This window comes from Sorangium sp. So ce296, from assembly GCF_051529605.1.
Lineage (GTDB): Bacteria > Myxococcota_A > Polyangia > Polyangiales > Polyangiaceae > Sorangium > Sorangium cellulosum_D.
On sequence record NZ_CP150325.1, the window covers coordinates 1118144 to 1143040 of the forward strand.

Annotated in this window: 11 protein-coding genes; 6 read left to right on the forward strand and 5 right to left on the reverse strand. The window is 71.4% G+C overall.

Annotated elements, in window-relative coordinates:
• Nucleotides 1-29: 29 nt before the first annotated feature.
• On the reverse strand, nucleotides 30-1091 hold the full coding sequence (locus WME98_RS04255) for a class I SAM-dependent methyltransferase (RefSeq protein ID WP_437950091.1): 1062 nt from the start codon (nucleotides 1089-1091) through the stop codon (nucleotides 30-32).
• Between the two features lie 156 nt (nucleotides 1092-1247).
• Between WME98_RS04255 and cysS the strand changes: the two genes are divergently transcribed.
• Entirely contained in the window at nucleotides 1248-2786 is a 1539-nt protein-coding gene (cysS, locus tag WME98_RS04260; RefSeq protein ID WP_437950092.1) for a cysteine--tRNA ligase, read from the forward strand.
• An 882-nt stretch (nucleotides 2787-3668) separates the two neighbouring features.
• Nucleotides 3669-6173 (forward strand): LamG-like jellyroll fold domain-containing protein, encoded by a 2505-nt coding sequence (locus WME98_RS04265; protein ID WP_437950093.1) that lies wholly within the window; start codon nucleotides 3669-3671, stop codon nucleotides 6171-6173.
• A gap of 129 nt (nucleotides 6174-6302) precedes the next feature.
• Here WME98_RS04265 and WME98_RS04270 read toward each other — a convergent pair whose 3' ends face one another.
• Complete coding sequence (locus WME98_RS04270) at nucleotides 6303-7118, reverse strand: arylamine N-acetyltransferase family protein (RefSeq protein WP_437950094.1); 816 nt, start codon at nucleotides 7116-7118, stop codon at nucleotides 6303-6305.
• A gap of 412 nt (nucleotides 7119-7530) precedes the next feature.
• Between WME98_RS04270 and WME98_RS04275 the strand changes: the two genes are divergently transcribed.
• A complete protein-coding gene (locus tag WME98_RS04275) occupies nucleotides 7531-13485 on the forward strand; it encodes an AAA family ATPase (RefSeq protein WP_437950095.1) in 5955 nt (1984 codons plus the stop codon).
• A gap of 182 nt (nucleotides 13486-13667) precedes the next feature.
• Here WME98_RS04275 and WME98_RS04280 read toward each other — a convergent pair whose 3' ends face one another.
• From WME98_RS04280 to WME98_RS04290, 3 genes are all read right to left on the reverse strand, one after another.
• On the reverse strand, nucleotides 13668-14738 hold the full coding sequence (locus WME98_RS04280) for a type IV pilus twitching motility protein PilT (RefSeq protein ID WP_061624770.1): 1071 nt from the start codon (nucleotides 14736-14738) through the stop codon (nucleotides 13668-13670).
• A 1-nt stretch (nucleotide 14739) separates the two neighbouring features.
• Entirely contained in the window at nucleotides 14740-16638 is a 1899-nt protein-coding gene (locus WME98_RS04285) for a PilT/PilU family type 4a pilus ATPase (protein ID WP_437950096.1), read from the reverse strand.
• A gap of 263 nt (nucleotides 16639-16901) precedes the next feature.
• Nucleotides 16902-17432 (reverse strand): hypothetical protein, encoded by a 531-nt coding sequence (locus WME98_RS04290; RefSeq protein ID WP_437332279.1) that lies wholly within the window; start codon nucleotides 17430-17432, stop codon nucleotides 16902-16904.
• Nucleotides 17433-18343: 911 nt separating this feature from the next.
• On the opposite strand from WME98_RS04290, the gene WME98_RS04295 reads away from it, so the two are divergent.
• The 3 genes from WME98_RS04295 to WME98_RS04305 all read left to right on the forward strand — a co-directional run bounded on the left by WME98_RS04295 (nucleotide 18344) and on the right by WME98_RS04305 (nucleotide 24590).
• Nucleotides 18344-19129, forward strand: coding sequence for a class I SAM-dependent methyltransferase (locus WME98_RS04295; RefSeq protein WP_061623715.1), 786 nt, complete (start codon nucleotides 18344-18346; stop codon nucleotides 19127-19129).
• Between the two features lie 46 nt (nucleotides 19130-19175).
• Entirely contained in the window at nucleotides 19176-19409 is a 234-nt protein-coding gene (locus WME98_RS04300; RefSeq protein ID WP_437950097.1) for a hypothetical protein, read from the forward strand.
• 441 nt (nucleotides 19410-19850) lie between these two features.
• Nucleotides 19851-24590, forward strand: a complete 4740-nt coding sequence (locus tag WME98_RS04305; RefSeq protein WP_437950098.1) for a copper oxidase — start codon at nucleotides 19851-19853, stop codon at nucleotides 24588-24590.
• Nucleotides 24591-24897: the final 307 nt, after the last annotated feature.

Consider the following 24897-nt stretch of genomic DNA (forward strand, 5'->3'; position numbering starts at 1 on the left):
GGCGCGGGTGGGATCTGCGCGGGCGGGGGTCAGCGGGCGGGCTTCACGAACTTGAGGGTCATCCGGTCGCTCTCGCCGATGGCGGCGTAGCGCGCGCGGTCCTTGTCGCCGAGCCGGAAGTTCGGCGGCAGCGTCCAGACCCCTTCCGGATAGTCCTTCGTGTCCTTCGGATTGGCGTTCACCTCGGACTTCGTCGCGAGCTTGAAGCCGGCCGACTCGACCTTCTGGATCACCCACGCTTCCGGGAGGTATCCCTGCTTGGCGCTCTCGTCGGGGTTCGCGTCGGGCTTGGCGCGGTGCTGCACGATGCCGAAGACGCCGCCCGGCTTGAGCGCCTTGAACGCCTCGGCGACGTAGGTGTCGAATTTGCCGTTCCGTTGCCAGCCGTGCGCCTCGCGGATGGCGAGCACGAGGTCGGCCTTGCCGTCGATTCCGAGCTTCGGGTCGTCGCGGTCGATGACGACGACATCGACCTTGCCGAACAGGTCGAGCGACTTATCGAGCGTGCGCTTCAGCCGCTTGCCATAGAGGGTGTTGCGCGAGTCCGCGGGGCCGTTGGGGTCGAAGGACGTGACGATGAGCTTGCCCTTCTTGGCGAGCACGGGCGCGAGCAGCTCGGTGTACCAGCCCTCCCCTGCCCCGAGCTCGACGACGGTGCTCGTCGGCTTGAGGCCGAAGAACTCCAGGGTCTCGACGGGGTGGCGGGCCGCGTCCCGCTCGGCGTTGCCCGGGACGCGGTGCTTGCTCTTGAGCGCCGCGCGCAGCGCCGCGCCGGCGCTCGGGTGATTGGCCGCGAGGAGCGCCTTCACCTCGGCCTTGAGCGCGTCGTCGAACCGCGCGGCCTCCTGGTCGGCCTTGGCCTCCATGGCCTTCGTGTCCTCGGCGAGCTTGGCCAGCTCCGCCTTCTTCTTCTCCTCTGCCGGATCCACCGGGGGCGGGGCCGCCGCCTCGGGCTGCGCGGCCGGCTCGGCGGCCGGAGCCGGAGCCGGCGGCGGGGGCGGCGGGGCGGTCTCGACGGGCGGCGGGTTGGACGCGCAGGCGGCGAGCGCGCCCGTGAGGACGAACAGCAAGGTCCTTGAAGTGATGTGCATGCACGCCTGCGTAGATCGAAGACAGGACGGCCGCAAGCGTGCGGAAAACCACGGGAACGGGCGGGAACGGCGACGATGTTCCGCGTTGACCGGGGAGCGACGCCAGGGTAGCGTACGCGGTCCGGGGGGCAGCTCGCACATTCACGCAGGTGGCCGATGCCGCTCAAGGTCCATAACACGCTCACGAGGAAGAAGGAGCCATTCGTCTCCGCCCAGCCGAAGATCGTGCGCATCTACACATGCGGCCTCACGGTCTACGCGCCGATGCACATCGGTCACGCGCGCACCTACTGCTTCTGGGACGTCTTCCGCCGCTACCTCGAGTACCGCGGCAATCACGTGCTGAGCATCATCAACTACACGGACATCGACGACCGCATCATGCAGCGCGCGAACGAGCGCGAGGGCGCGGTCGACGTCGCCGAGCGGAACATCGCGGCCTTCCGGCGCGACTGCCGCAAGCTCCACATCAAGGACTACGCGGTCTACACGCGCGCCACCGACTTCGTCGACGAGCAGGTCGACATGGTGAAGCGCCTCATCGAGAAGGGCCACGCGTACTCGGTGAACGGCGAGGTCTTCTACGAGGTCGCCACGTGCCCCTCCTATGGTGAGCTCTCGGGGCGCAAGGTCGACGAGCAGGAGGTCGGGGCGAGCGGCCGCGTCGAGGAGGACTTCGCGCGGAAGCGGCACCCGGCGGATTTCAGCCTCTGGAAGCCGACCTCCCCGGGCCAGCCGAGCTGGCCGACCGGAGAGGGCGCGTGGCCGACGGGGCGGCCCGGCTGGCACATCGAGTGCTCGGCGATGAGCACGGCGCTGCTCGGCGACCATTTCGACGTCCACGGGGGCGGGATCGACAACATGTTCCCGCACCACGAGAACGAGATCGCGCAGAGCGAGCCGCTCTGCGGGAGGCCGTGGGTGCGCTACTGGCTGCACCCCGAGCACCTCGATCTCAAGGAGGTGAAGATGTCGAAGAGCCTCGGGAACGTCATCTCCGTCGAGGAGCTCCTGTCCCGGCACGGCCACGACGAGGCGCGGTGGTTCTTCGTGACGCACCATTACCGGTGCAAGCTCCCGTTCGGCTGGGATCTGCTCCAGCAGAGCGCCCAGGGCTACGCGCGCATCAAGAAGCTCGCGGCGGTCCTCGCCGAGAAGCTGCGCGGCGCGGGGGAGGAGCCGCTCGCGCCGGGCGCGTATGCGTCGCAGCGGCCCGAGGAGGAGCGGTTCCCGAGGATGCGCCACCAGTACGTCCACGGCCAGTTCAAGGAGCACACCGAGCGGTTCATCGCGCGCTTCGTCGAGGCGATGGACGACGACCTGAACACGCCGAACGCGGTGGCGGCCTTCTTCGATTACGTGAGCGCGCTTTATTCGGCGGGGATCGAGCAGTGCGACGACCGCGCGTCGCTGCTCGCGGTGTACCGGGCGGTGGCGCGCCATCTCTGGGTCTTCGGGGTGGAGGTGGCCGAGCCGGCGCTCTATCCGGCGCTCGTGGCCGACTATGCGGTCGCCCCTTCCGAGAGCGCGGCGGGGCGCGGGGGCGACGCCGCCATCGACCGGCTGATCGCGATGCGCCAGGCGGCGCGGAAGGCGAAGGATTTCGCGAAGGCGGACGCCATCCGCAACCTGCTGGCCGAGGCCGGCGTCGTCCTCGAAGACACCCCCCAGGGCCCCCGCTGGACCTCGTCCTGAGGAGCCCTCCCGCTTCGGATACGGGCCCATCTCGACGTTTTCGGTGCTCGGCGTACAAGAGTACGCCTCCGCGCCGAAAACGCCGATCTGGGCCCGTCTCCTGTGCGGGAGGGCTCCGCTGACGTGGGTCAGAGATTAGGGGGGAGGCCCGTCTCCTGTGCGGGAGGGCTCCGCTGACGTGGGTCAGAGATTAGGGGGCAGGCCCGTCTCCTGTGCGGGAGGGCTCCGCTGACGTGGGTCAGAGATTAGGGGGGAGGGCCGTCGCCTGTGCGGGAGGGCTCCGCTGACGTGGGTCAGAGATTAGGGGGGAGGCCCGCCTCCTGTGCGGGAGGGCTCCGCTGACGTGTATCAGAGAATAGGGGTGAGGTTGTAGAGGGGGGAGCGGCGGAAACTTGCCGCGATCGACCGGGGCACCGCGGCCGCCAGGAACGCGGCGCGACGGGAGCTGCTCCGTATAACGACCTCGCGCAGGGCGACGGACGGCAGAGGCGCGGCGTTCGGGGCGAAGAGCGACGGGCGCGCGGCTCCAGAGAGGAGCTTTGGCGTAGACGCGGCGCAGCGGCGGACGGTGAGGACGCGTTGGAAGCGTGCTTGTCGGGGCTCGAGCACCCGCCTGTCATCGTAAAAATGGTGTGCCACATGTGCCAGTGTCAGGCCGCCGCGACATGGCCGGACACGCTGGGATCGATGCGGCAAGGGGGAAAGCGTCGTCCAGCAGCGGGCATATCCATTGCTTGAGAAACAATGGGGCGCTCGGCACCAGCGCCCAAGCCCGAACAGCCCGGTCGGGTCTGAACCAACGCCTGCTCGCGTCACCAGCCGCAGATCGCGCTGCGGCCGGACCACGCTCGTGCAGTCAACTCTTACCCAACGAGAACGTAGATGCGGAACCTCTCCTTCGGCTTCGCCCATCCTCTCGCAACCAAAACCAGCTCGGCTGCGGTCCTCGCCCTGTTCGCCTTGGGCGCCGCCGCATGCGGAAGCTATGGCGTCGATGAAGGCTCGCTCGGCAACGCAGAGCTGGCGCTCGACGAGGCGGAAGGCGCCTCGATCGCCGTCAGCGTCGGCGTCGGCGGCAGCGGCGGCAGCGGCACCGGCGGCAGCGGCACCGGCGGAATCAGCACCGGCATCAGCAGCAGCAGCAGCAGCAGCACCGGCGTCGGCGGGGGCACCGGCGGCGGGCCGGTCGAGCCAACCCCGGTCGGGCCGCCGGCGGTCGCCTTCTGGCAGTTCGACGACTGCAACGGCTCGACGACGGAGCTGCTCGATTCGTCAGGCAACGGCACGACCGCCACCCGCTCGGCCAGCGCCGCCTGCGCTCAGGGCATCAGCGGCCTCGCCATCTCGTTCGACCAGAAAAAAGACACCGTCAGCGCCGACGACAATCCCCTCTTCACCTTCGGAAAGAACCTCGCGGTCGCGGCGTGGGTCAACCCGACCTCGGTGTCCGAGTCGACCCTGCAGACGATCGTGCAAGAGCGAGACAGCGGAGACAGGGGCTTCTCGCTCGGCATCCGCAACGGCGAGGCGCGGTTCGCCGTGACCCTGACCGACGGCCGGACCGTCACCTCCCGCGCTCCCATCGAGGCCAACGTGTGGACGCACATCGCGGGCATCTACGACGGCAGGTTCGTACGGCTGTTCCTGAACGGCGAGCAGGTCGGGCAGCTCAGCGCCGCAGGCACGATCCGCGACGTCAACGCGCCCATCCACATCGGCGGCAACGAGCAGAAGCAGCAGCGCTTCACGGGCCTCATCGACGAGGTGTGGCTCTCCGCCAGCCCGACGACCGCGAGCGAGATCGCCCAGCTCTCCTGCCTCAGGCGGCCCGGGACGATCACCGTCACGCCCGCGAGCACCGGGCCGGTCCCCCCGAACACGCCGGTGGCGTACCAGGTCGCCGTCGCCAACAACGATGTCGGCGCGTGCGCCCCGGGGGACTACGCCCTCCAGATCTTCAACCCGTCGCCGGGCATCAACGTCTCCGGAGATACCACGTTCATCCCCGGCGTCCCGCCAGGGAGCACGGCGACCTTCGCGGTCACCGTGAACGGCACCGAGGACGCGGATCCCGGCGTCCACGAGATCCCCTTCGACGTGCTCAATTTCAGGTCGACCGAGCTCCTCGTCGGCTCAGGCGCCCTCAACTTCGAGCTCGCCGAGCCCACCGGCTGCTTCGTCCGGACGAGCCGCGAGATCTTCGTGAAGCACCTCAGCGTCGTCGAGGATCCCATCCGCACGACCTCCAATGGGCCGCCGGAAGACCCCCGGACCGGCGCGTGGACGTTCGCGCGCCTCATGGAGGACATGGCCCCCACGCCCGCCGAGGCGCCAGCCATGGTCGAGCAGATGCTCAATACCTGGCTGACCGACCAGGTCGTGAACGGCTTCACGGTGCCGGCGCGCCCGGCCATTCAGCAGGTCGTGCTCGACGAGTGGCCGAGGAGCCCCGACGGGTCGCTCGACCTGACGCAGGCGCCGCTCCTGCTGCTCGGCATCGTCAACAGGATCGACGTGCGGAACCTCGCCGAAGGTCACGCAGGCGAGGGGCGCTTCGTGTTCGGCGTCGTGAGCCAGGGCTTCCCGCAACAGTTCACCATCATCCTGGAGTACAAGCTCCCCGCGTCGACCGAGGCCGACGTGCTCGACTGGGCGAACGACTGGCACGCCCTCGGCAGCCTGCCCTTCCCGTCCGAGGAGTACAACGCCGCCCTCCAGGACATCACCTCCCGGTTCGCGGGCCGGAACGCCGCGCCCGGCAGGCCGAACGGGAGCTCGCTCGGGCAGCTCCGCACGAACGAGATCGCGCTGGCAGGCCCGTGGGAGCTGCGCGAGTTCGTCCTCTCGGCCGACACGGGCTTCTTGCGCCCGGAGACCGTCAAGCTGACGCCGGACATCGGCTTCGACGGCTCGGCCACGCTCGCGGCCTACGTGAACCAGAACGAGGCGGCGATCGTCGCGGAGCAACACACGGTGCCCGACTCGTTCCAGGGGAGCCCGTTCCTCGGCGGCTCGTCGTTCAACAACCTGACGGCGTGGACGGCCCCGGGCATCCTCAACAACGAGGCGCGGCACAAGTTCTCGCTCAACACCTGCAACGGGTGCCACGGGGCGGCGGAGACCGGGACGCCGTTCCTGCACGTGAACCCGAGGTCGCTCGGGGGCGAGGCGACGCTGTCCGGCTTCATGACCGGCATCAACATGCCTGACCCGGTGACCGGCGAGCTGCGCTTCTTGAACGACCTCGGGCGCCGGAACCAGGACCTGAAGGCGCTGGTCTGCGAGCCCGCCCCGACCTTCGCAGGCGCCGCGGGGCGCGGCGGCGCGGCCGGCGCGGCCGCGAGCCGCTCGGCGTTCATCCGCCGCGGCATCGGGCGCGTCCACTGACGCGGCAGCGCGACGGGCGGCGGGCGCGGCCGGCGAGCCGCGCCCGCCGGCCCGTCGCCGCCTCGCCCCCGCGACGGCCCGCGCCCGAGGCGGCGCGCGCCGGACATCCCCGCTCGCGGGGCCGCCGCTTCAGCCGTTCAGGCCAGCGCAGGAGAGCCGCGCTCCGGCCGGGAGCTCCAGCCCGAAGCGGGTCTTCAGGACGTCGATGAGCTCGTCGTCCCCGAGCTCGAACCACTGGACCTGGCCGCCCCGGAGCACCCCCAGCTGGCGGTTGCGCAGCGTCACGCGCGCCTCCGGCGAGGAGATCGCCGCGAGCACATTGCTCACGAACAGCGAGTCGGGGTGGGTGGACGTGTAATGATTCGCCACCTCGTAATCGACCGGGAATTGCTCCTCGAGCGTGAACGCATAGAGGTCCTGCCACGGCTCGCGCCCCCTCGTCTCGAGCACCCACGCGTCGCCCTCCCGGCGCAGGCCGACCACATCGTGCGCCTGCGCCTGGCTCTCCCCCTCCACGAGCCGGATCGGCTGCGTGAGGCCCGGACCGCCGAAGCCGACGTCCGCGATGAACGGCCCTTCGGGCAGCTCGATCAGGGACAGCATATGAGTCCGCGGGCCGATATCGCTCCGATGGTACCTCACCCGCGCGATGAGCGTCGTGACCTTGAATCCGATCCGGCGCAGCGCCGCGACGAACAGGGTGTTCTGCTCGAAGCAGTAGCCGCCGCGGCGCGCCTTGACGAGCTTTTCCTGCACGCCGGCCAGGTCGATGCGGATCGGCCGGCCGAGGAGGACATCGAGGTTCTCGAAAGGGATAGAGTAGGAGTGCGCGGTGTGCAGCGCATCGAGCACCTCCCGCGTGGCAGCGAGCGCCCCGCGGTAGCCGATGCGGGCGAGGTAGGCGTCAAGGTCGAGCGAAGCGGTATCGGGTGCGGGCGGATGCATTGGGCCCACAAGGATACGCGCGTCGCCCCCGGCCGCGCCAGACGGAAGCTCCGCGAAGGCCGCGGGGCCGCCGGAGCGAAGCCGTCGTCGCGCGCGCTCGAGCCCGCATCGCTGCGCCGCGCGCCGCGCGCCTTCGCGGCCCGAGCTGCGGTGGACGCGGTGGACGGCAGACGTCGATACGCCCCCGCGGCTTGACCGCCACTGTGCCGGCCAGCACACTCCCTACAGTGGAGCCGATCTACCGGGCCAGCCCGCGGCGTGCTCGGTCGCCCTCTTCTGTGGAGAGCGCTCGGTGGCGCTCTGCGCGAAGCCGCCCGCCAAGCCGGCCAGTAGCGCGCCGGGGCGCGCGCCGCGCCGAGCGCGGGCGGACTCGACGGCTCGCGCGGCGCAGCCTGGCCGCCGGTTGAGGGCCATGCCCAGGCCCGATCGCTACACGCTGACGGAGGTCCTGCGCGAGGAGACCAGGTATGTCGTCCACCGCGGCGTGCGGAACGAGGACGGCTGTCCGGTATTGCTCAAGATTCCTCGCGCAGAGCGCCTCGATCGCCGGGACGTGGCGCGCCTGCGCCACGAGCTCGAGATCGGCCGGAGGCTCAGCGAAGAGACCGCCATCAGGCCCTGTGAGCTGACGACGTACCGGGACCGGCCGGCGCTCGTCCTGGAGGACTTCCGCGGGCGCTCGCTCGACCGGATGCTGGGCGCGCCGATGGAGCTCGGGCGCTTCTTGACGATCGCCGCCCGAACCTCCGCCGCGCTCGCGGACATCCATGCGAAGGGGGTTGTCCACAAGGACATCAAACCGCAGAACATCCTCCTCGATCCCGAGTCGGGAGAGGTGAAGATCGTGAGCTTCGATCTCGCGTCCTTCCTCCCGGAGGAGGAGAACGATGGGCGGAGCCCGGGCGTCATCGAGGGGACCCTCGGCTACATCTCGCCGGAGCAGGCAGGACGCCTGGACCGGGCGGTCGATCACCGCGCCGACCTCTACTCGCTCGGCGTCACGCTCTACGAGATGCTCACGGGCGTCCTGCCCTTCTCGGCCAGCGATGCCCTGGAGTGGGTCCACTGCCACGCCGCCGTGCTCCCCCGGCCGCCCTCGGAGCTCGTCCCCGGCATCCCGCGGACCGTGTCCGAGCTCGTCATGAAGCTCCTGGCCAAGGCCGCCGAGGACCGTTACCAGAGCGCGCGCGGCGTCACGCGCGACCTCGAGCGCTGCCTCGAGCGGCTCACGACGGTCGCTCACATCGACCCATTTCCGCTCGGAGAGCACGACTTCTCCGGCCTCTTCCGGATCTCGAAGAAGCTCTATGGCCGCGAGCGCGAGGCCTCCGCCCTCCTCGCCGCCTTCGCGCGCGTCGCCCTGCGCGGCGCGCCCGAGCTCGTCCTGCTCGCCGGCGGCGCCGGGGCCGGCAAGACGTCGCTGGTGCAGGAGCTCCACCGCACGTCGGTCCGCGGGCGCGGCCTCTTCGCGGCGGGCAAATTCGACCAGCGGCACCGGCACGTCCCCTACGCCACGCTCGTCCAGGCGCTCCGCGAGCTCCTGCTCGGCGTCCTCGGCGCGAGCGAGCCCGTCGTCGGCGCGTGGCGGCGGCGGCTCTCCGCGGCGCTCGGCAAGAACGCGCAGCTCGTCATCGACGTCCTCCCCGAGGTGGCGCTCATCCTCGGCGAGCAGCCGCCCGCCCCCGAGCTGCCGCTGACCGAGGGGCAGCGCCGGTTCGAGGCGGTGCTCCGGCAGCTCGTCGGCGTCTTCTGCCGCGCGGAGCGCCCTCTCGTCCTCTTCCTCGACGACCTCCAGTGGGCAGACCCGGAGAGCCTCTCGCTCCTCGAGCAGCTCGTCACCCACCCCGAGGCGCGGCACCTGCTCGCCATCGGCGCCTACCGCGACGTCGAGGTGGGGCCGCTCCACCCGCTCGCGCGCATGATCGAGCGCGCGCGGGGCGCCGGCGCGCCGCTCCGCGAGATCGAGATCCCGCCGCTCTCCACCCGGGACGTCCAGCGGCTCGTCGCCGACACGGTCCAGGCGAGCTGCGAGGACAGCGACTCGCTCGCGCGGCTCGTCCACGAGAAGACCGCCGGCAACCCGTTCTTCGCCACGCAGTTCCTGGCCATGCTCCACAAAGAGGGCCTGCTCGAGGCCGATCTGCGCGCCGGCGCCTTCCGGTGGGACATCGGCGCGATCCGCGAGAAGGGCCTCGCCGACAACGTGATCGATCTCATGATCACGAAGATCAAGCGCCTCTCCGAGCCCGCCCAGGAGGCGCTCACGCTCGCCGCCTGCGTGGGGAACACCGTCGACGCCGGCACCCTCGCCGTCATCCGGGATCGGCCCGCGGGCGCGATTCACGAGGACCACCGGGAGCTCGTGCGCGAGGGGCTGCTCCTCCGGTCCGGCGACACCTACCGCTTCCTCCACGACCGCGTCCAGCAGGCGGCCTATGCGCTCATCCCGGAGGAGGATCGCGCGGCGGCGCACCTCCGCATCGGCCGGCTGCTCTCCGCCCGCGCGGCGGCGGACGCCGCCGACCCGCGCATCTTCGAGATCGCCGGCCACCTCAACCTGGGCTCGGCGCTCGTCACGGACCGCCGCGAGAGGGACCGGATCGCCAGGCTCAACCTGATGGCGGGCCGGCGGGCCAAGGTCTCTTCCGCCTTCGCGGCGGCGGCCCGTTACCTCGCGGCGGGCATGGCGCTGCTCGCGGACGACGCGTGGGAGAAGGACTACGCGCTCGCGCTCGAGCTCCACGGCGAGGGCGCGCGCTGCGCCTTCCTGAGCGGCGATTTCGCCGCCGCGGAGCGGCTCGTCGGCGCGCTCCTCGGGCGCGCCCGGTGCCGGCTCGATCTCGCGGAGGTCCACCGCATCGAGATCGATCTGCACACGACGCGGGCCGATTTCGAGCGGGCGGCGCGGAGCGCCCTCGCCTGCGCGCGCCGCTTCGGCGTCGACCTCCCGCTCCACCCGGCGCGCGACGCCGTGGAGCGCGCGGCGCGCGAGGTGTGGGGCGAGATCCGCGATCGCCGCACCGAGGCGCTCGCACGGCTGCCGCGCATGGCCGATCCGGACACCGCGGCCCTCATGCTCACCCTGTCGACCGCGCTGCCGTCGGCCTACTACACGGATCCGGACCTCTACGGCCTCATCGCGTGCCACATGGTCCGGCTCAGCCTGCGCGCGGGCAACTCGGACGCCTCTCCGCCCGGCTACGTCGCGTTCGGCGGGACGCTCGGCCGCGTCCTCGGGCTCTACCGCGAGAGCTACCGGTTCGGCGAGCTCGCCCGCGCGCTGCTCGACGCCGGCGGTCAGGCCGGGAGCCGGGCGCAGATCCTCCACATGATCAGCACCTTCATCGACCCCTGGATCCGCCCCTTCCGCGACGTGGTCGGCCTCTTCCACGAGGCCTTCGACGAGGCCGTCGAGACCGGCGCGCTCATCTACGCGTCGTACTGCTGTTTTCACATCGTGGCGCTGCGCCTCGCGTCGGGCGATCCCCTGGCGGACGTCGCCGCCGAGGCCGAGCGGCGCCTCACCTTCACGCGCCGGGCCCGGCACGACGCCATCCACGACATCGTGGCCGTCCTGCACCGGCTCGTGCAGCGCCTGCGCGGCCACGAGCCGGGCCGGGCGGGCGAGGGCGCGGAGCACGAAGGCGCCCGGCCGGGCGAGGCGGCGTCGCCGCTCACGCGCTTCTACGAGCGCCTCTACGCGGCCCAGGCGGCGCTCGTGTTCGGGCGCTACGGCGAGGCCGTCGACGCGGCGGCCGCGGCGGGCGAGCTGCTCGGCCTGGTGACCGGCCAGATCCAGGCCGCCGACCACGGCTACATCGCGGCGCTCGCGCTGTCCTGCCGCGCCCGCGCGCTGCCCGAGGCCGAGCAGCGCGCGGTCCTCCCCGCCCTGCGCGCGCACGAGGCGGATCTCCGCCGCTGGGCGGAGGTCGAGCCCGCGAACCAGGAGGACCGCCGCGCGCTGGTGTCGGCCGAGATCGCGCGCATCGCGGGCGACGAGCTCGCCGCGATGCGCCGCTACGAGCAGGCCATCCGGGCCGCGCGCGCGAACGGCTTCGTCCAGGGCGAGGCGCTCGCCCAGGAGCTCGCCGCCGCGTTCTACCGCGATCGCGGCTTCGACCTGATCGCCGACACCTACCTCGGCGCGGCGCGCTCGTCGTACGCGCGCTGGGGCGCCGACGCCAAGGTGAAGCAGCTCGACCAGCTGTATCCGCACCTCGCGGCGCGGCTGCTCGCGGCGTCCAGCACGGTCACCATGCCGGCCGAGGAGCTCGATCGGCTGGCCGTCGTGAAGGCGTCGCAGAGCATCTCCGGCGAGATCCTCGTGCCCCGGCTCGAGGAGGCGCTGCTCCGGGTCGTGCTCGCGCACGCGGGCGCGCAGAAGGGCTACCTGCTGGAGGCCGGCCGCGGCGCCGCGTCGGTCCGGGCGAGGGCGCGGATCGAGGAGGGCAGGCCGTTCGCGGAGGCGCTCGCGGGCGAGGCGCGCGCGCCGGCGTCGTCCGCCGCGCTGCCGCTGTCGATCGTCGACTACGTCCGCCGGACCGGCGAGCCGGTCGTCGTCGACGACGCGGCGGAGTCGCGGTTCTCGGCGGACGAGTACGTCGCGCAGGCCCGGCCGCGATCGGTCCTGTGCATGCCGATCGCGCGGCGCGCCGGGGCCTCCGCGATCCTCTACCTGGAGAACGCGGCGATGCGCGGCGCGTTCTCCGAGGGCACGCTCGCGGTGCTCGAGCTGCTCTCGTCGCAGGCCGCCATCTCGCTCGAGAACGCGTCGCTCTACGCGGCGCTGAAGAAGAGCGAGGAGCAGCTCCAGGCCATCGTCGACAACTCGCCGGCGATCATCTACGTCAAGGACCTTGAGGGCCGCCTGCTCCTGGTCAACCGGTGTTACGAGCGGGCGGTCCAGCGGCCGCGGGATCGGATCGTCGGCCGGAGGGATCGCGACCTCTTCCCGCCGGAGATCGCGGAGCTGTTCGCCGCGAACGATCGCCGGGCGATCGAGATGGAGACGCTGCTCGATCTCGAGGAGGTGTTCCCGCAGGAGGACGGGCCGCACACCTACCTGACCGTCAAGTTCACGCTGCGCGACGCGGCGGGGGCCGCGTATGCGGTCTGCGGCATCTCCACGGACATCACCGAGCGCAAGCGGGCGGCGATGGCCGAGCGCTTCCTGGCGGAGGCGACCCGGCGGCTCGTGGCCGATCTCGGCTACGAGGCGACGCTTCAGGCGATCGCCGAGGTCGCGGTGCCGGAGCTCGCCCAGGGCGCCGCGCTCTACGTGCTCGACGAGGCGGGCGCGCTCGAGCTCTCGGCCGTGGCGGCGGGCTCGCCGGAGAGCGCCGGGCGGCTGCGCGCGCTCGCCTCGCCCGAGGGCGCGCCGTGGGCGCCCCGCCGCGCGCTGGGCGCGGAGCGCGCCGAGCTCGGCCGCGTGGACGATCGCGTGATGCGGCGCTGGGCCGCGGCGGCGGCGCGCCCCGAGGCGCTGTTCGCGCTCGCGCCGGCGGCGTACCTGAACGCGCCGCTGTTGACGCGGGATCGCTGCCTCGGCGTGCTCTCGCTGGTGCGGACGGGGGCGGCGCCGCCCTATGGCCGGGCCGACGCCGAGCTCGCGGAGGAGCTCGCGCGGCGGGCGGCGATCGTGCTCGACAACGCGCGGCTTTACCGCGAGGCGCAGCGGGCGATCCAGCTCCGCGAGGAGTTCCTCTCGGTCGCCTCCCACGAGCTCCGCACGCCGCTCACGCCGCTCAAGCTGAAGCTCGGGCTGCTGCAGAAGAAGCTCGCGACCGAGGCCGCGGCCCCGTCGCTCGAGCGCATGGTCGCGGCGAGCCTGGGGCACGTCGATCGGATCGAGGTGCTCCTCGACAGCCTCCTCGACGTCGACCGGGTCGCCCGCCGCGGGCTCGACCTGGAGCTCGCGGAGGTCGACCTCGCCGCGCTGGCGCGCGAGGTCGTGGTCGAGCTCGGCGAGGCGATCTCGCGGGCGGGCTGTCGCGTCGAGCTCGACGCGCGCGGCCCGGTGCTCGGCCGCGTCGACCGGCTCCGCGTCGCGCAGGTCGTGAGGAGCCTGCTCAACAACGCGATCAAGTTCGGCGCCGGCCGCCCCATCGAGGTGACCGTCGAAGCGCGCGGCGACGCGGCGCGCGTGGTCGTGCGCGATCACGGGATCGGCATCGCGCCCGAGGACCTGGAGCGCATCTTCACGCGCTTCGAGCGGGCGGTCTCGTCGAGGTTCTACGGCGGGCTCGGGCTCGGGCTCTACCTCGCGAACGAGATCGTCCGGGCGCACGGGGGCACGATCCAGGTGGCGAGCCAGCGGGGCGAGGGCGCCTGCTTCACCGTGGATCTGCCGCGCCGCCTGGCGGCGTGAGCTGCTGGAACAGGGGTGTCGGACGAGAGAGGGAGAATTTAACGCAAAGGCGCAAAGGCGAAGGCGCAAGGAAGAGAGAGATATTAAAAATTAATTCTCTTTCTTTTTGCGTCTTTGCGCATTTGCGTTAAAATTCTCTCTCTCCTTCATCATCCAATCTTCTACCGCCTTGACAGCTCCCCTCACGCCCCCTGCGCGTCGGGAAAGAGCCGCTGGAAGGTGTCCTTGTCGATCGCCTTCTCGAGCGCCGCCTGGACGGAGATGGTGTCCTTCTTGACGAGCCGCTCCAGCGCCATGTCCATCGTCTGCATGCCGGCGGAGCGGCCGGCCTGCATCAGGTTCGTGATCTGGAACGTCTTGCCCTCGCGGATCATCGCGGACAGCGCGCTCGACCCGACGAGGATCTCGTGCGCGGCGACGCGGCCCGTGCCGTCCTTCGTGCGGAGGAGCTGCTGGGCGATGATCGCGGCGAGGCTCTCGGCCAGCATGCCGCGGACCTGGAGCTGCTCGTCGGCAGGGAACGCGTTGATGATGCGGTCGATCGTCGCGGCGGCGCTGTTCGTGTGGACCGTGCCGAACACGAGGACGCCGAAGCTCGCGAGCTGCAAGGCGAGCTTCATCGTCTCGTTCGTCCTGAGCTCGCCGATCAAGATCACGTCGGCGTCCTCCCGCCCGGCGCTGCGGATCGCGCTCGCGAAGCTGCCCGCGTCGGGGCCGACCTCGCGGTGCGTGATCTGGGCCTTGATCGGGCTGTGCACGAACTCGACCGGATCCTCGATCGTGAGGACATGGCAGGCGCGCGAGCGGTTGATGTGGTCGATCATCGCCGCCAGCGTCGTCGACTTGCCCGAGCCGGTCGGGCCCGTGATCAGGATGAGCCCGCTCGGCCGCTCCGACAGCCGGCGGATGATCTCGGGGCAGCCGAGATCGTCGAGGGAGAGGATCTTGCTCGGGATGGTGCGGAAGACGGCCGCGAGCCCGGTGGTCTTGTAGAAGTAGTTGGCGCGAAACCGGGCCTTGTCCGCGTAGGAATAGGCGAAATCGAGGTCGAGCTCGTCGACGATGCGCCGCCGCTCCTCGGGGGTCGTGATCTCGAAGAGGAGCGCCTCCATCTCGGCCGCGTCGAGGGGCGTGTCGCGCAGCGGGACGAGCTCGCCGCGGGCGCGGACGAGCGGCGGATAGCCGATGCCGAGGTGCAGGTCGCTGCCCTTCCTGATCAGGAGCTCGTCGAAGAGGCGATCGATCCTGGCCACGCTAGCCTCCCTTCTTCCCGAAGAGCGCGCCCGCGCGCTCGAACAGGCCCTTGCCCGCCTCGGGGGCGCCGGGCCGCGACGCCTCCGGCGGCGGGGCGGGCGGCTTCCTGTCCGGCGCGAGCGCGGGCTGGCGCTTGCCGGTGAGGACCGCCTCGAGCTCGTCCGGCGCCTCGGCCACCGTGAGCGCGGCCTCGAGCGTCGTCTTGCCGGCGCGGACGAGCTCGGCCAGCGAGTCGTCGAGGCGGATGATCCCGAGGCCCTTCCCCCGCTGCTGCAGGCTCGGGATCTGGAACGTCTTCGAGTCGCGGATGAGGTTCCACAGCGCGACCGAGCCGGGCAGGACCTCGGCGGCGGCCACCATGCGCTTGCCGTCCGCGCTCGGCAGGAGCCGCTGGCTGACGATGAGCCGGAGGCCGCCCGCGAGGGTGACGCGGACCTGCTGCTGATCGCCGGGCGGGAAGAGGTCGATCAGCCGATCGATGGTCTTCGCCGCGCTCGGGGTGTTCATGGTGCCGAGCACGAGGTGGCCCGTCTCGCTCGCCGCCAGCGCCATGCGCACCGTCGCGGTGTCCCGGAGCTCGCCGACGACGATGACGTCGGGGTCCTCGCGCAGCGAGGCCTTGAGGGCGTTCTCGAACGAGCGGGTGTGGGTGCCGACCTCGCGCTGGCTGATCATCGCCTTGCCGCGCGCGTGGACGAACTCGACCGGATCCTCGACCGTGATGATGTGGTGGCTGGTCTCGCGGTTCAGGATGTCGACGATCGCGGTCAGCGTCGTCGTCTTGCCGTGCCCTGTCGGCCCGGTGATCACGATGAGGCCCTGATGGTGGCGGGTGGCGAGCCCGATCGCGTCGGGCAGGCCGAGCGACGCGAGGGTGGGGATCGTGCGCGCGATCAGGCGGAAGCAGCCCTTGTAGCCCCGGCGGTGGCGCGCGATGTTCACCCGGAAGCGGCCGAGCGCGGCGAGGTCCAGGGCGAAGTCGCAGGAGCCCTCGGCATCGAGGACCGGCGAGAGCCGCGCGGGGACGCGCGGGAGCAGGAGCGACGCGACCGCCGCCGGGTCGAGCGGATCGCCGTGCGGCACGAGCTCGCCACCGACGCGCAGGAGCGGCGGGCGGCCGGCGACGAGGTGGAGATCGCTCGCGCCCTGATCGCGCGCCATGGCGAGTAGCCCGTCGAGGGCGCCCGCCGGGACGTCGGCGGACGAGGGCCGCGCGCGCGGGCCCGCCGCGGCCGGCCGGGCGCCGGCGCGGGGCTCGGCGGGCGGCGCCGACGCGCGGCCGGCGCGGGGCTCGACGGGCGCGTCCTCGCCGCGCGGATCGAAGCGCGGCGTCGAGGGGCGACCGGCGCGGGGCTCGACGGGCGGCGGCGACGCGCCGCGGAGGTCGAACGCGAGCTCGGAGGAGCTCGGGCGCTTCGCGTCCGGGTCGCGCGGCGGCGGGCGCTGCGCCTCCTCGGGCGCGAGGTGCTCCCGCATGGAGAACTGCTGCGAGGGGCGGGCCGGCGGCGCGGCGGCGGCCCCGGGCGCGGCGGCGGCGGCCCCGGGCGCGGCGGCGGCGGCCCCGGGCGCGGCGGCGGCCCCGGGCGCGGCGGACGACGGCTGCATCCGCGTCATGCGGGCGTGCACGAGGTCGCCCTGGCGCGCGGCGACGACCGAGATGGCGCCGATGCCCTCGATGCGGATGTGCCACTGCGACGGCTTCGCGCCAAGCGCCTCGATGTGGCGGCCACCGCCGAGGGCGCTGAGGAGCATGAGGATGTCCTCGGTGGTGAGGGCGCTGGGATCGACGGCCTGGAAGGCGCCCGAGATCTTGACGCTGGGCATGCGCCCCGTGGCCACGGCGAACTCCGTCACCTCGGGGCGATTCAGTTGCGAGAGCCAGGATCGAAGGGCGTTCATCGTCGTCGCTCGTCTCCGCAAGGCGACTCTATCAACGATGAGGCGCGGCGTTTCAAAATGTCGTGCGGCGACGGCGAGATCCGGAGGGCGGCCTCACCCGGGCCGCGCGCGGCCTGGCGCGGCCTGGCGCGGCCTGGCGCGGGCCGCGCTGGCGGCGCGCCGCTCCCCTCCGCCGCGACGGCGCGCGGCGGCTGCAGCGGCGGCCCCTGCGCGGCGCGGCGCAGCTCACGCGGGCGGCGTGCTCAGCAGAGGCGATGTCGGGCCTACTGGATCGCGAGCTTGAGCCGCGCGCCCTTCACGAAGTGGCCCGGCGCCTTGCCCTTCTCCGCGGCCGGCGCCTGCTGCTCCGAGTCGATGGTGAGCTGCATGTTGCCGGTGGCCTCGATCTTCTTCATGGTCACCCTGGCGATCTCGACATACTTCGTGGGACTCGCGCCCTTGGGATCCTCGATCCTGCGGAAGAGCACCGCCTTGGTCCCCGCGGCGACCGGCGTCGCGCTGGTGGCGACGAGCGGCCGCAGCGTCGCGACCTTCCCGGCGCGGGAGACCAGCATGCCGTAGACCTCGACGGAGTAGCTGTCCCACTCGCCCGCACCGGGCGTGGCGGCGGGCTCTGCCGCAGGCGCGCTCTCCGCCCCCGGAGCCGCCGCCGGCGCACCCCCGGGCGCGGCCGGCCGCGTCGCCCCCGGGTGCTCCGCCGAGGCCGTGATCGGCGAGGCAGAGAGGAGCGCGACCGCAGCCGCCGCGACGAGGGATCGCGAGTACCTGGAGAGCCCAACACCCAACGTCTTCATGCACTCCGCTCCTTCGCTTCAATGAGACCCCGCGGCCCCCGTCCACCCGGCGAGGCCGCAAACACCCCAGTATCAAAACTTCTCATCCTGCCCGAGACTGACACTCTCCGCAACTCTTTTTCTTCGGCTTCGGCTTCGGCTTCGGCTTCGGCTTCGGCTTCGGCTTCGCGGCGCGGTCGCGGTCGCGGTCGCGGTCATCCCGCATCGCCGCCGCCACCGCATCGCCGGATTCTCCGGATTCCGATCCCGGCGCGGGCTGCTCGGCGAGGCTGACCGGCCCTGGAGGAGCGGCGCGCGCACAAGAGCGCGTCGCGGCTCGCCCGAGCTCACCTGTCACCTGCTCCTGCGGCTCGCCCGTCGTTCTGGCTCGCCCGCCGTTCGGCGCTGTCGTTCTGGCTGCCTGGTTACCCGGCTCGACCGCTCGCCTGGGCTCTCCGGCTCGCCTGGCTGGCTCCGCCTACGGGTAGGTCAGCGCGCTTCGCGCGAGGCGCGCTCTCGAAGAGCGAGAGGCCCGCGCGAGCGACCGGCGTGCTCGGTCCAAGCTCGCCGCATCTCATTCTGACCCGTCCGACGACACCAGCTGCGCACAACACCGCGACCTCTCCCTCGTCAACATCGCCCCGGGACATCCCCGTTGCCTTCCAACATCGCCGACGCGAACATCGATGTCGGAGTAAAAGTCGCGTTTCAATCAAGATATCACGCCTTCGTCAAAGCAGAACAGAAATTTTCGAGAGCAAGCGATTCTGGTGCGCCCTCGTGCGTCCATGTACGCTGTCACGTGGCCGCGTGGTCACGTGGCCGCGTGGTCGCGTGGCCGCGTGGCCGCGTGGTCGCGTAGGTTCCGCGCGTGCGGCGGTGTACGGCGGACGGCCGCGCGGCTGTAGGATGGCCGCGGAGGAAGAGAGACTATGCCCACCGTCACGGATCACTACGACAAGCTCCTCGCCGAGCACTACTCCAGGATGTTCGGGGACCACGACGCCAAGGTCGCCGAGCAGCGAGCCCTCTTCGAGCGCCTCGGCGTTCGCCCCGAGGGCGCTTCGGAGGCCATCGACCTCGGGTGCGGCTCGGGCTTTCAGTCCCTCGCGCTGGCGCAGCTCGGGTTCCGGGTGACGGCGGTGGACACCTCGGACAAGCTCCTCGCCGAGCTCGCCTCACGCCGCGGGCAGCTCCCCGTCGATGTCGTCCGAGGCGATCTCCTCGACGCGCTGGAGCGCCCAGGCCCCCCCTGCGCGCTGGCCGTGTGCATGGGCGACACCCTCCCTCACCTGGGCAGCAAGGGGGACGTAGAGCGGATGTTCGCCGGCTGCGCGCGGCGCCTCGCGCCCGGCGGCCAGCTCGTGCTCACGTTCCGCGACCTCACCCGAGAGCTGGAGGGCGCCGACCGGTTCATCCCCGTGCACGACTCGGCGGACGTGATCATGACCTGTTTCCTCGAATACGAACCGGAGACCGTCAAGGTGCACGATCTCGTCCACACGCGCGGCCGCGAGGACGGACGGTGGAGGCTTTCAGCGAGCTTTTATCGCAAGCTGCGGCTCTCCCCCGAGTGGGTCTGCGACAGGCTCGAAGCGGCCGGATTCCACGTCCTCCACCGCGAGATCGCGCGCGGCCTCGTCACCCTCGTCGCGCGCTCCGGAGGCGGCGTGGGCCGGGATACGAACACCGGGTCAAAACCCTGCACAGGAGGTTGATGGCCACGTCGCGGCGGCGCTACCTTGATAGGGGAGGATGAGACCCATGTCCGAGAGAGCACAGCAGACAGGCACGAAGGACGCCGGGCAAGCGGCGCCCGTGAGCCGGCCGCCGCGGGATGAGGTCCAGGACCTGCGGCGCGAGCGGGACGAAGCGCGCCAGCTCCTGAGCACGCTGGTGACGGCGCTCAAGCGCGCGACGTTCCGGCACGGCACGTACATCGACGGGCTCGGCGCCGCGATGGTCGCCGTGGACCGGTGGTCCAAGCCGCAAGGCTGAACACACCGCCAGCGGCGCGCGTCGCGCCGGGGCGGGCCGGTACGTTACCGACGGGCTCGTCCACGCGGCTCGACGTCCCTGACACCCCCTTCACCCAGCCCCGACGCGGGCGCCTCGACCGAGGCGCCGAGAGGGCGCGACGCCGTTCCACCGCGCACCGCGCACTCGCGTCCTCCAGCGCTGCCGGCTCTCCCCGGGCCGCGCCGACGACACCATCCCTGTAAAGCTCGCAATCCACGCGGGTCGACTGCGCCGGCCGGACGCGAGCAATTCTAATTGACGGCGATCTCACAAAGTCACAAAGTCGCTCACCCGGATTGCTACCGGATCCAGGCCAGTCCACGGCGGACGGCCGCGATCCGGCGCAGTGGAGACGCACGGGGCGCGGTCGGCGCGCCGTGCGAGGCGCGTGCCTGCGCGCGTACCGAGGAGAGGACAACCTTGATCAGGAACAGGCTGCTCGAAGCTGTCGGCTGGGCCGCGGTGGCGCTCGGCGTCGCGGGCTGTGGAGCCCCGGACGTCGATGCGCCCGAGGAAGAAAGCGATGAAGTTGCCGCATCGGAGCTGAACGATCATCCGACGAGCGGCAGGACCGTATTCGCCGATGTCGTCGCGCTCGATCAGGTCTACGTGTACAACCGGTTCGGGTCGTTCAACCCGGCCGGCATGATGTACGCGCTCAAGCGGGACGTCGTGCCGATCGACGGGCGCAAGCCGCTCGGCCCGGGCAACGCCATGCTGCGGCCGGGCAAGCGCCCGAGGCCGCTCGTGCTGCGCGTGAACGTCGGGGACGCGCTCCGCGTCCGGTTCACGAACCTCCTCCGGCCCGCGGACGAACGCCCTGACGACTCGACGGCGACGAGGAGCGCCTCGGTGCACGTCACCGGGCTCGAGATCAGGAACATCGAGGCGCTCGGCGGCAACATCGGCCGGGGGCCCGACTCGCTCGCAGAGCCCGGCGAGACGCGCGTCTACGAGCTCTTCGCCGACAAGGAGGGGACGTTTCTGTTCCACAGCGGCGGCGCTCAGGCCGGCGGCGGCGAGGGGGACGGCGGACAGACGGTGCTGGGGCTGTTCGGCGCGGTCAACGTCGAGCCCGCGGGGGCGGTCGCGTACCGGTCGCAGGTCACCGCCGAGGAGCTCGCCGCCGCCTCGCTGCCCACGCGGAACCCCGACGGGACGCCCAGGATCGACTACGACGCGCTGGACGAGCACGGCGAGCCGATCCTCAGGATGCTCAACGATCGCGACGAGATCGTGCACGGCGATCTCAACGCGATCATCGCCGGCTACGAGGAAAGCCAGCTCGACAGCCCGACCCCCGTGGCCCCTGGGCGGTTCCGCGAGTTCACGGTGCTGTTCCACGACGAGCTCAAGGCCGTCCAGGCGTTCGAGAAGCTCGAGGTCGACGAGACCTTCCACGGCGTGCGCGATGGGTTCGGGGTCAACTACGGCGCCTCCGGGTTCGGCTCCATCCTCCTCGCCAACCGGGCGAGGCTCGGTCCCAGCAAGAAATGCATCGAGTGCGCGTACGAGGAGTTCTTCCTGAGCTCCTGGGCCAACGGCGACCCGGCGATGATCGTCGAGCGGGACAGGCGCGGCAACGCGACGGAGGCGCTGTTCCCCGACGACCCGTCGAACGTCCACCACGCATACCTCGGCGACCCCGTCTGGTTCAGGAACGTGCACGCCGGGCCGAAGGAGACGCACGTCTTCCACCTCCACGCGCACCAGTGGCTGAAGACGCCGAACGACGCGAACGGGAACACCCTGGACGCGCAATCCATCGGCCCGGGCGCGGCCTTCACCTACAACGTCGGCAGGGGCGGCAACCGCGTCCTGACGCCCGGAGACTCGATCTTCCACTGCCACCTGTATCCCCACTTCGCGCAGGGCATGTGGGAGCTCTTCCGCAACCACGACGTCTTCGAGGCGGGCACGCGCGATCGCTTCCTGCCCGACGGCGAGATCAAGAAGGGGACGCCCACGCCCGCCCTCGTGCCCGTCCCCGAGATCGCGATGCCGCCCATGCCGACCTACAAGCCCACCGTCGTGGAGCTCCCCGGCGGCGGCAGGGAGGTGCGGCCGCCGATGCCGGGATATCCGTTCTACATCGCTGCCCTGAAAGGCCACAGGGCTCCTCAGCCGCCGCTCGACCTGATCGTCGACGGCGGGCTCCCGCGCCACGTCGTCACCAGCGTCCCGCCGGGCGGCGCCGAGTTCGGCAGGCGCGGCAAGTTCGACGTGGAGATCGAGGAAGCCAACATCAAGCTCCTGCCGAACGAGGGGACCCCCTCGGAGCTGGCCGCGCAGGCGTTCCACGCCGGCCGGTTCCCGGGAGCGACGCCCATCACGACGACGGACGGCTTCCCCGCGCAGGCATATCCGGCGTTCACGCCCGAGGGTGAGCCCGCGCTGTTCGCCGTCAACGGCCAGCCGCCTGCCCCCGGCGCGCCGTACGCGAACCCCTGCCCACCAGGGTCGCCGGAGCGCAGGTACCGCAGCGCGTTCGTCCAGCTCGACGGCGTGGTCAACCGGCGCGGCTGGCACGACCCGCAGATGCGCATCCTCGTCCTCGAGGACGACATCGACGCGACCCTGTCGGGCGCCCGGCCGCCGGAGCCGCTGTTCATCCGCGCCAACTCGAACGATTGCGTCGTCTCGGAGGCGACAAACTTGCTCCCCAACGCGCTGGAAGCGGATCCGTTCCAGATCTTCACGCCCACCGACACCGTCGGCCAGCACATCCACCTCGTGAAGTTCGACGTCACCGCCTCGGATGGATCGACGAACGGATTCAACTACGAGGATGGGACGTTCGCCCCACAGGAGGTCGTCCAGCTCATCGACGCGGCCAACAACCTCGGCGGCGCCCTGAAGGCGGACGGCACGGTCGAAGAGCGCGGCCGCCGCGTCATGCTGACGGCGCAGCGACACCCGCGCATCCACGACGACCGGAAGGGCCTGCAGACCACGGTGCAGCGCTGGTGGGCCAACCCCGTCCAGAGCCGGCGCGGCGATGACAACACCCTCAACACCTCGTTCTCGCACGACCATTTCAGCCCCTCCTCCCACCAGCAGCACGGCCTCTACATGGGCCTGATCATCGAGCCGAGCGGCTCGGTCTGGCGCGACCCGGTGACCGGGGTCGTGTTCGGCGACCGCCCCGACGGCGGGCCCACGAGCTTCCGCGCCGACATCATCCCGCCGCGCGGCTCCGCGCATCCGCCCTTCCGCGAGTTCGGCCTCGCCTTCGCCGACTTCGCCCTCCTCTTCGACGAGTGCGGCGAGCCGGTGAACCCGCCGACCACGCAGGAGGCCCCGCTCCCGCTCGCGGTCGAGCACCGCGACGTGCTCGCGCCGGAGGCGATCTCGGCCGCCGATCCGGGCGGTGGGCTCATCAACTATCGCAACGAGCCGATCCCGCTGCGCATCGCCCGGCGCGACTGTAGAACCGGCCGCGTCGAGCAGAAGCCGGGCGAGGAGGGGGAGATGCACAACGTGTTCAGCTCCCGGGTCCACCCCGATCCGTTCACGCCGCTGCTCTCGGCCCACGAGGGCGACAACGTCGTGGTGCGCCTCCTCCAGGGCGCGCAGGAGGAAGAGCACGTCTTCTCGATGCACGGGCAGCGGTGGTTCAACGAGATCAACGACCCGGACAGCGGCTACTCGAACGGCCAGCCCATCGGCATCTCCGAGCACTTCGAGTTCGGGCTGACGCCCTCGGCCTCTGCGCGGGGCGATCGCGAGCCCGGCGACTACCTCTACCAGAGCGCGCCCACCGACGACCTCTGGGACGGCATGTGGGGGATCATGAGGGTGCGGCCGCGGACCGACACGGCCTTGCTGCCGCTGCCTGGATCGCGGGACGGCGAGCCCCGCGAGGTGCGCCGCTTCCCGACCTGCCCGGCGGGCGCGCCGGTGACGAAGTATGTCGTCCACGCGATCACCGCGAAGGGCAATCTGCCGGGCGATCGGCTCGTCTACAACAAGGAGTTCGACCTCTACGATCCCGACGCCCTCCTGTTCGTCCGCGCCGAGGATCTGCCTGACCTCCGCGCCGGGCGCCGCGCCCCGGAGCCGCTCGTCCTGCGCGCCGCCGCCGGCGACTGCATCCAGGTCACGCTCGTCAACGACCTGCCCTTCGAGCTGCCCAAGACGCCGCACTGGAACTATAGCCCGCCCATCGTCGACGGGTTCAACACGAACCAGGTCAGGCCGTCCAACCACGTCTCGCTGCACCCGCAGCTCGTCGCCTACGACGTCAGGACCGACGACGGGGCCAACGTCGGGCTCAACGAGGAGCAGACCGTCGCGCCCGGCGAGTCCCGCGAGTACACGTGGTACGCCGGCGAGTTCGCCCAGAAGGACGGCAGGTGGGGCCCCGTCGAGCCGAGGGCCGTCGAGTACGGCGCCATCAACCTGAGGGACATGGCCGACGTCGTGAACCACGGCATGCACGGCGCCGTCGGCGCCCTCATCATCGAGCCCAAGGGCGCCACCTGGCGCGCCGATCAGGGCACGCACGCGCAGGCGGAGGTCACCTTCAAGGATTACTACGGATACACGCGCTCGTTCCGGGAGTTCGTGGTCGTGTATCAGGACGAGGTCGGCCTGCACTCGGGCGACCCGAGGTTCCAGTGCGTCGATCAGGATCTCAACTGCGGCACCGCCATCCGCAACTATGAGGCCGAGGACGACGCGGAGGACACGGGCCACGAGGCCTTCAACTACCGCACCGAGCCGTTCTGGGCGCGGCTCGGGATCGCGCCCGAGCTCGCGAGGGTGCTGCTCAACGAGAAGGACCTGAGCGACATCTTCAGCTCCCGCGTCCACGGCGACCCGGCGACGCCGATCTTCACGGCCGGCGCGACGCAGAAGGTGCGTGTGCGCCTCGTGCAGCCGTCCGGCCACCGGCGCATGCACTCCTTCGGCCTCTGGGGCGCGGCGTGGCCGAACAACCCGTTCGCCGAGGGGGAGCGCTCCCGCCGCATCGGCGAGAACAGGGACGTGCTGAACATCGGAATCGAGAACGCCATCGGCCCGATGACGAACCACAACGTGGTCCCGTTCTCCGCAGCCGGCGGGAGGTTCTTCGTCCCCGGCGACCGGCTCTACCTCGATCAGCCGAGCTTCAAGGTCTCGGACGGCCTCTGGGGCATCTTCCGGGTGACGCGGTAACCGCCTTTTTCACGCCGGCTCCCGCCGCTCGCAGGCCCGCTCGGCGCCGCCATGGCGCCGGCCGGCGAGCGGCGGGGGTGACGTCCTCCACCCCGGCACACGGCCGGCGCATCCGCGGCGCGGGACGAGGGAAGCCCGCGCGGGATCAAGCGAGCTCTCGCCACGACACATGGCTTCGTGCGCGCCGGATCCCCCGTCTCCGCCCGCGATCGACTCGATATCGCTCTGTCCGCAGGAGAGACCAGCCAAAGAGCGCCGCGGAAATCGGTTGACCTCGATAGGCCACACCACAGATTTGTGAGCCATA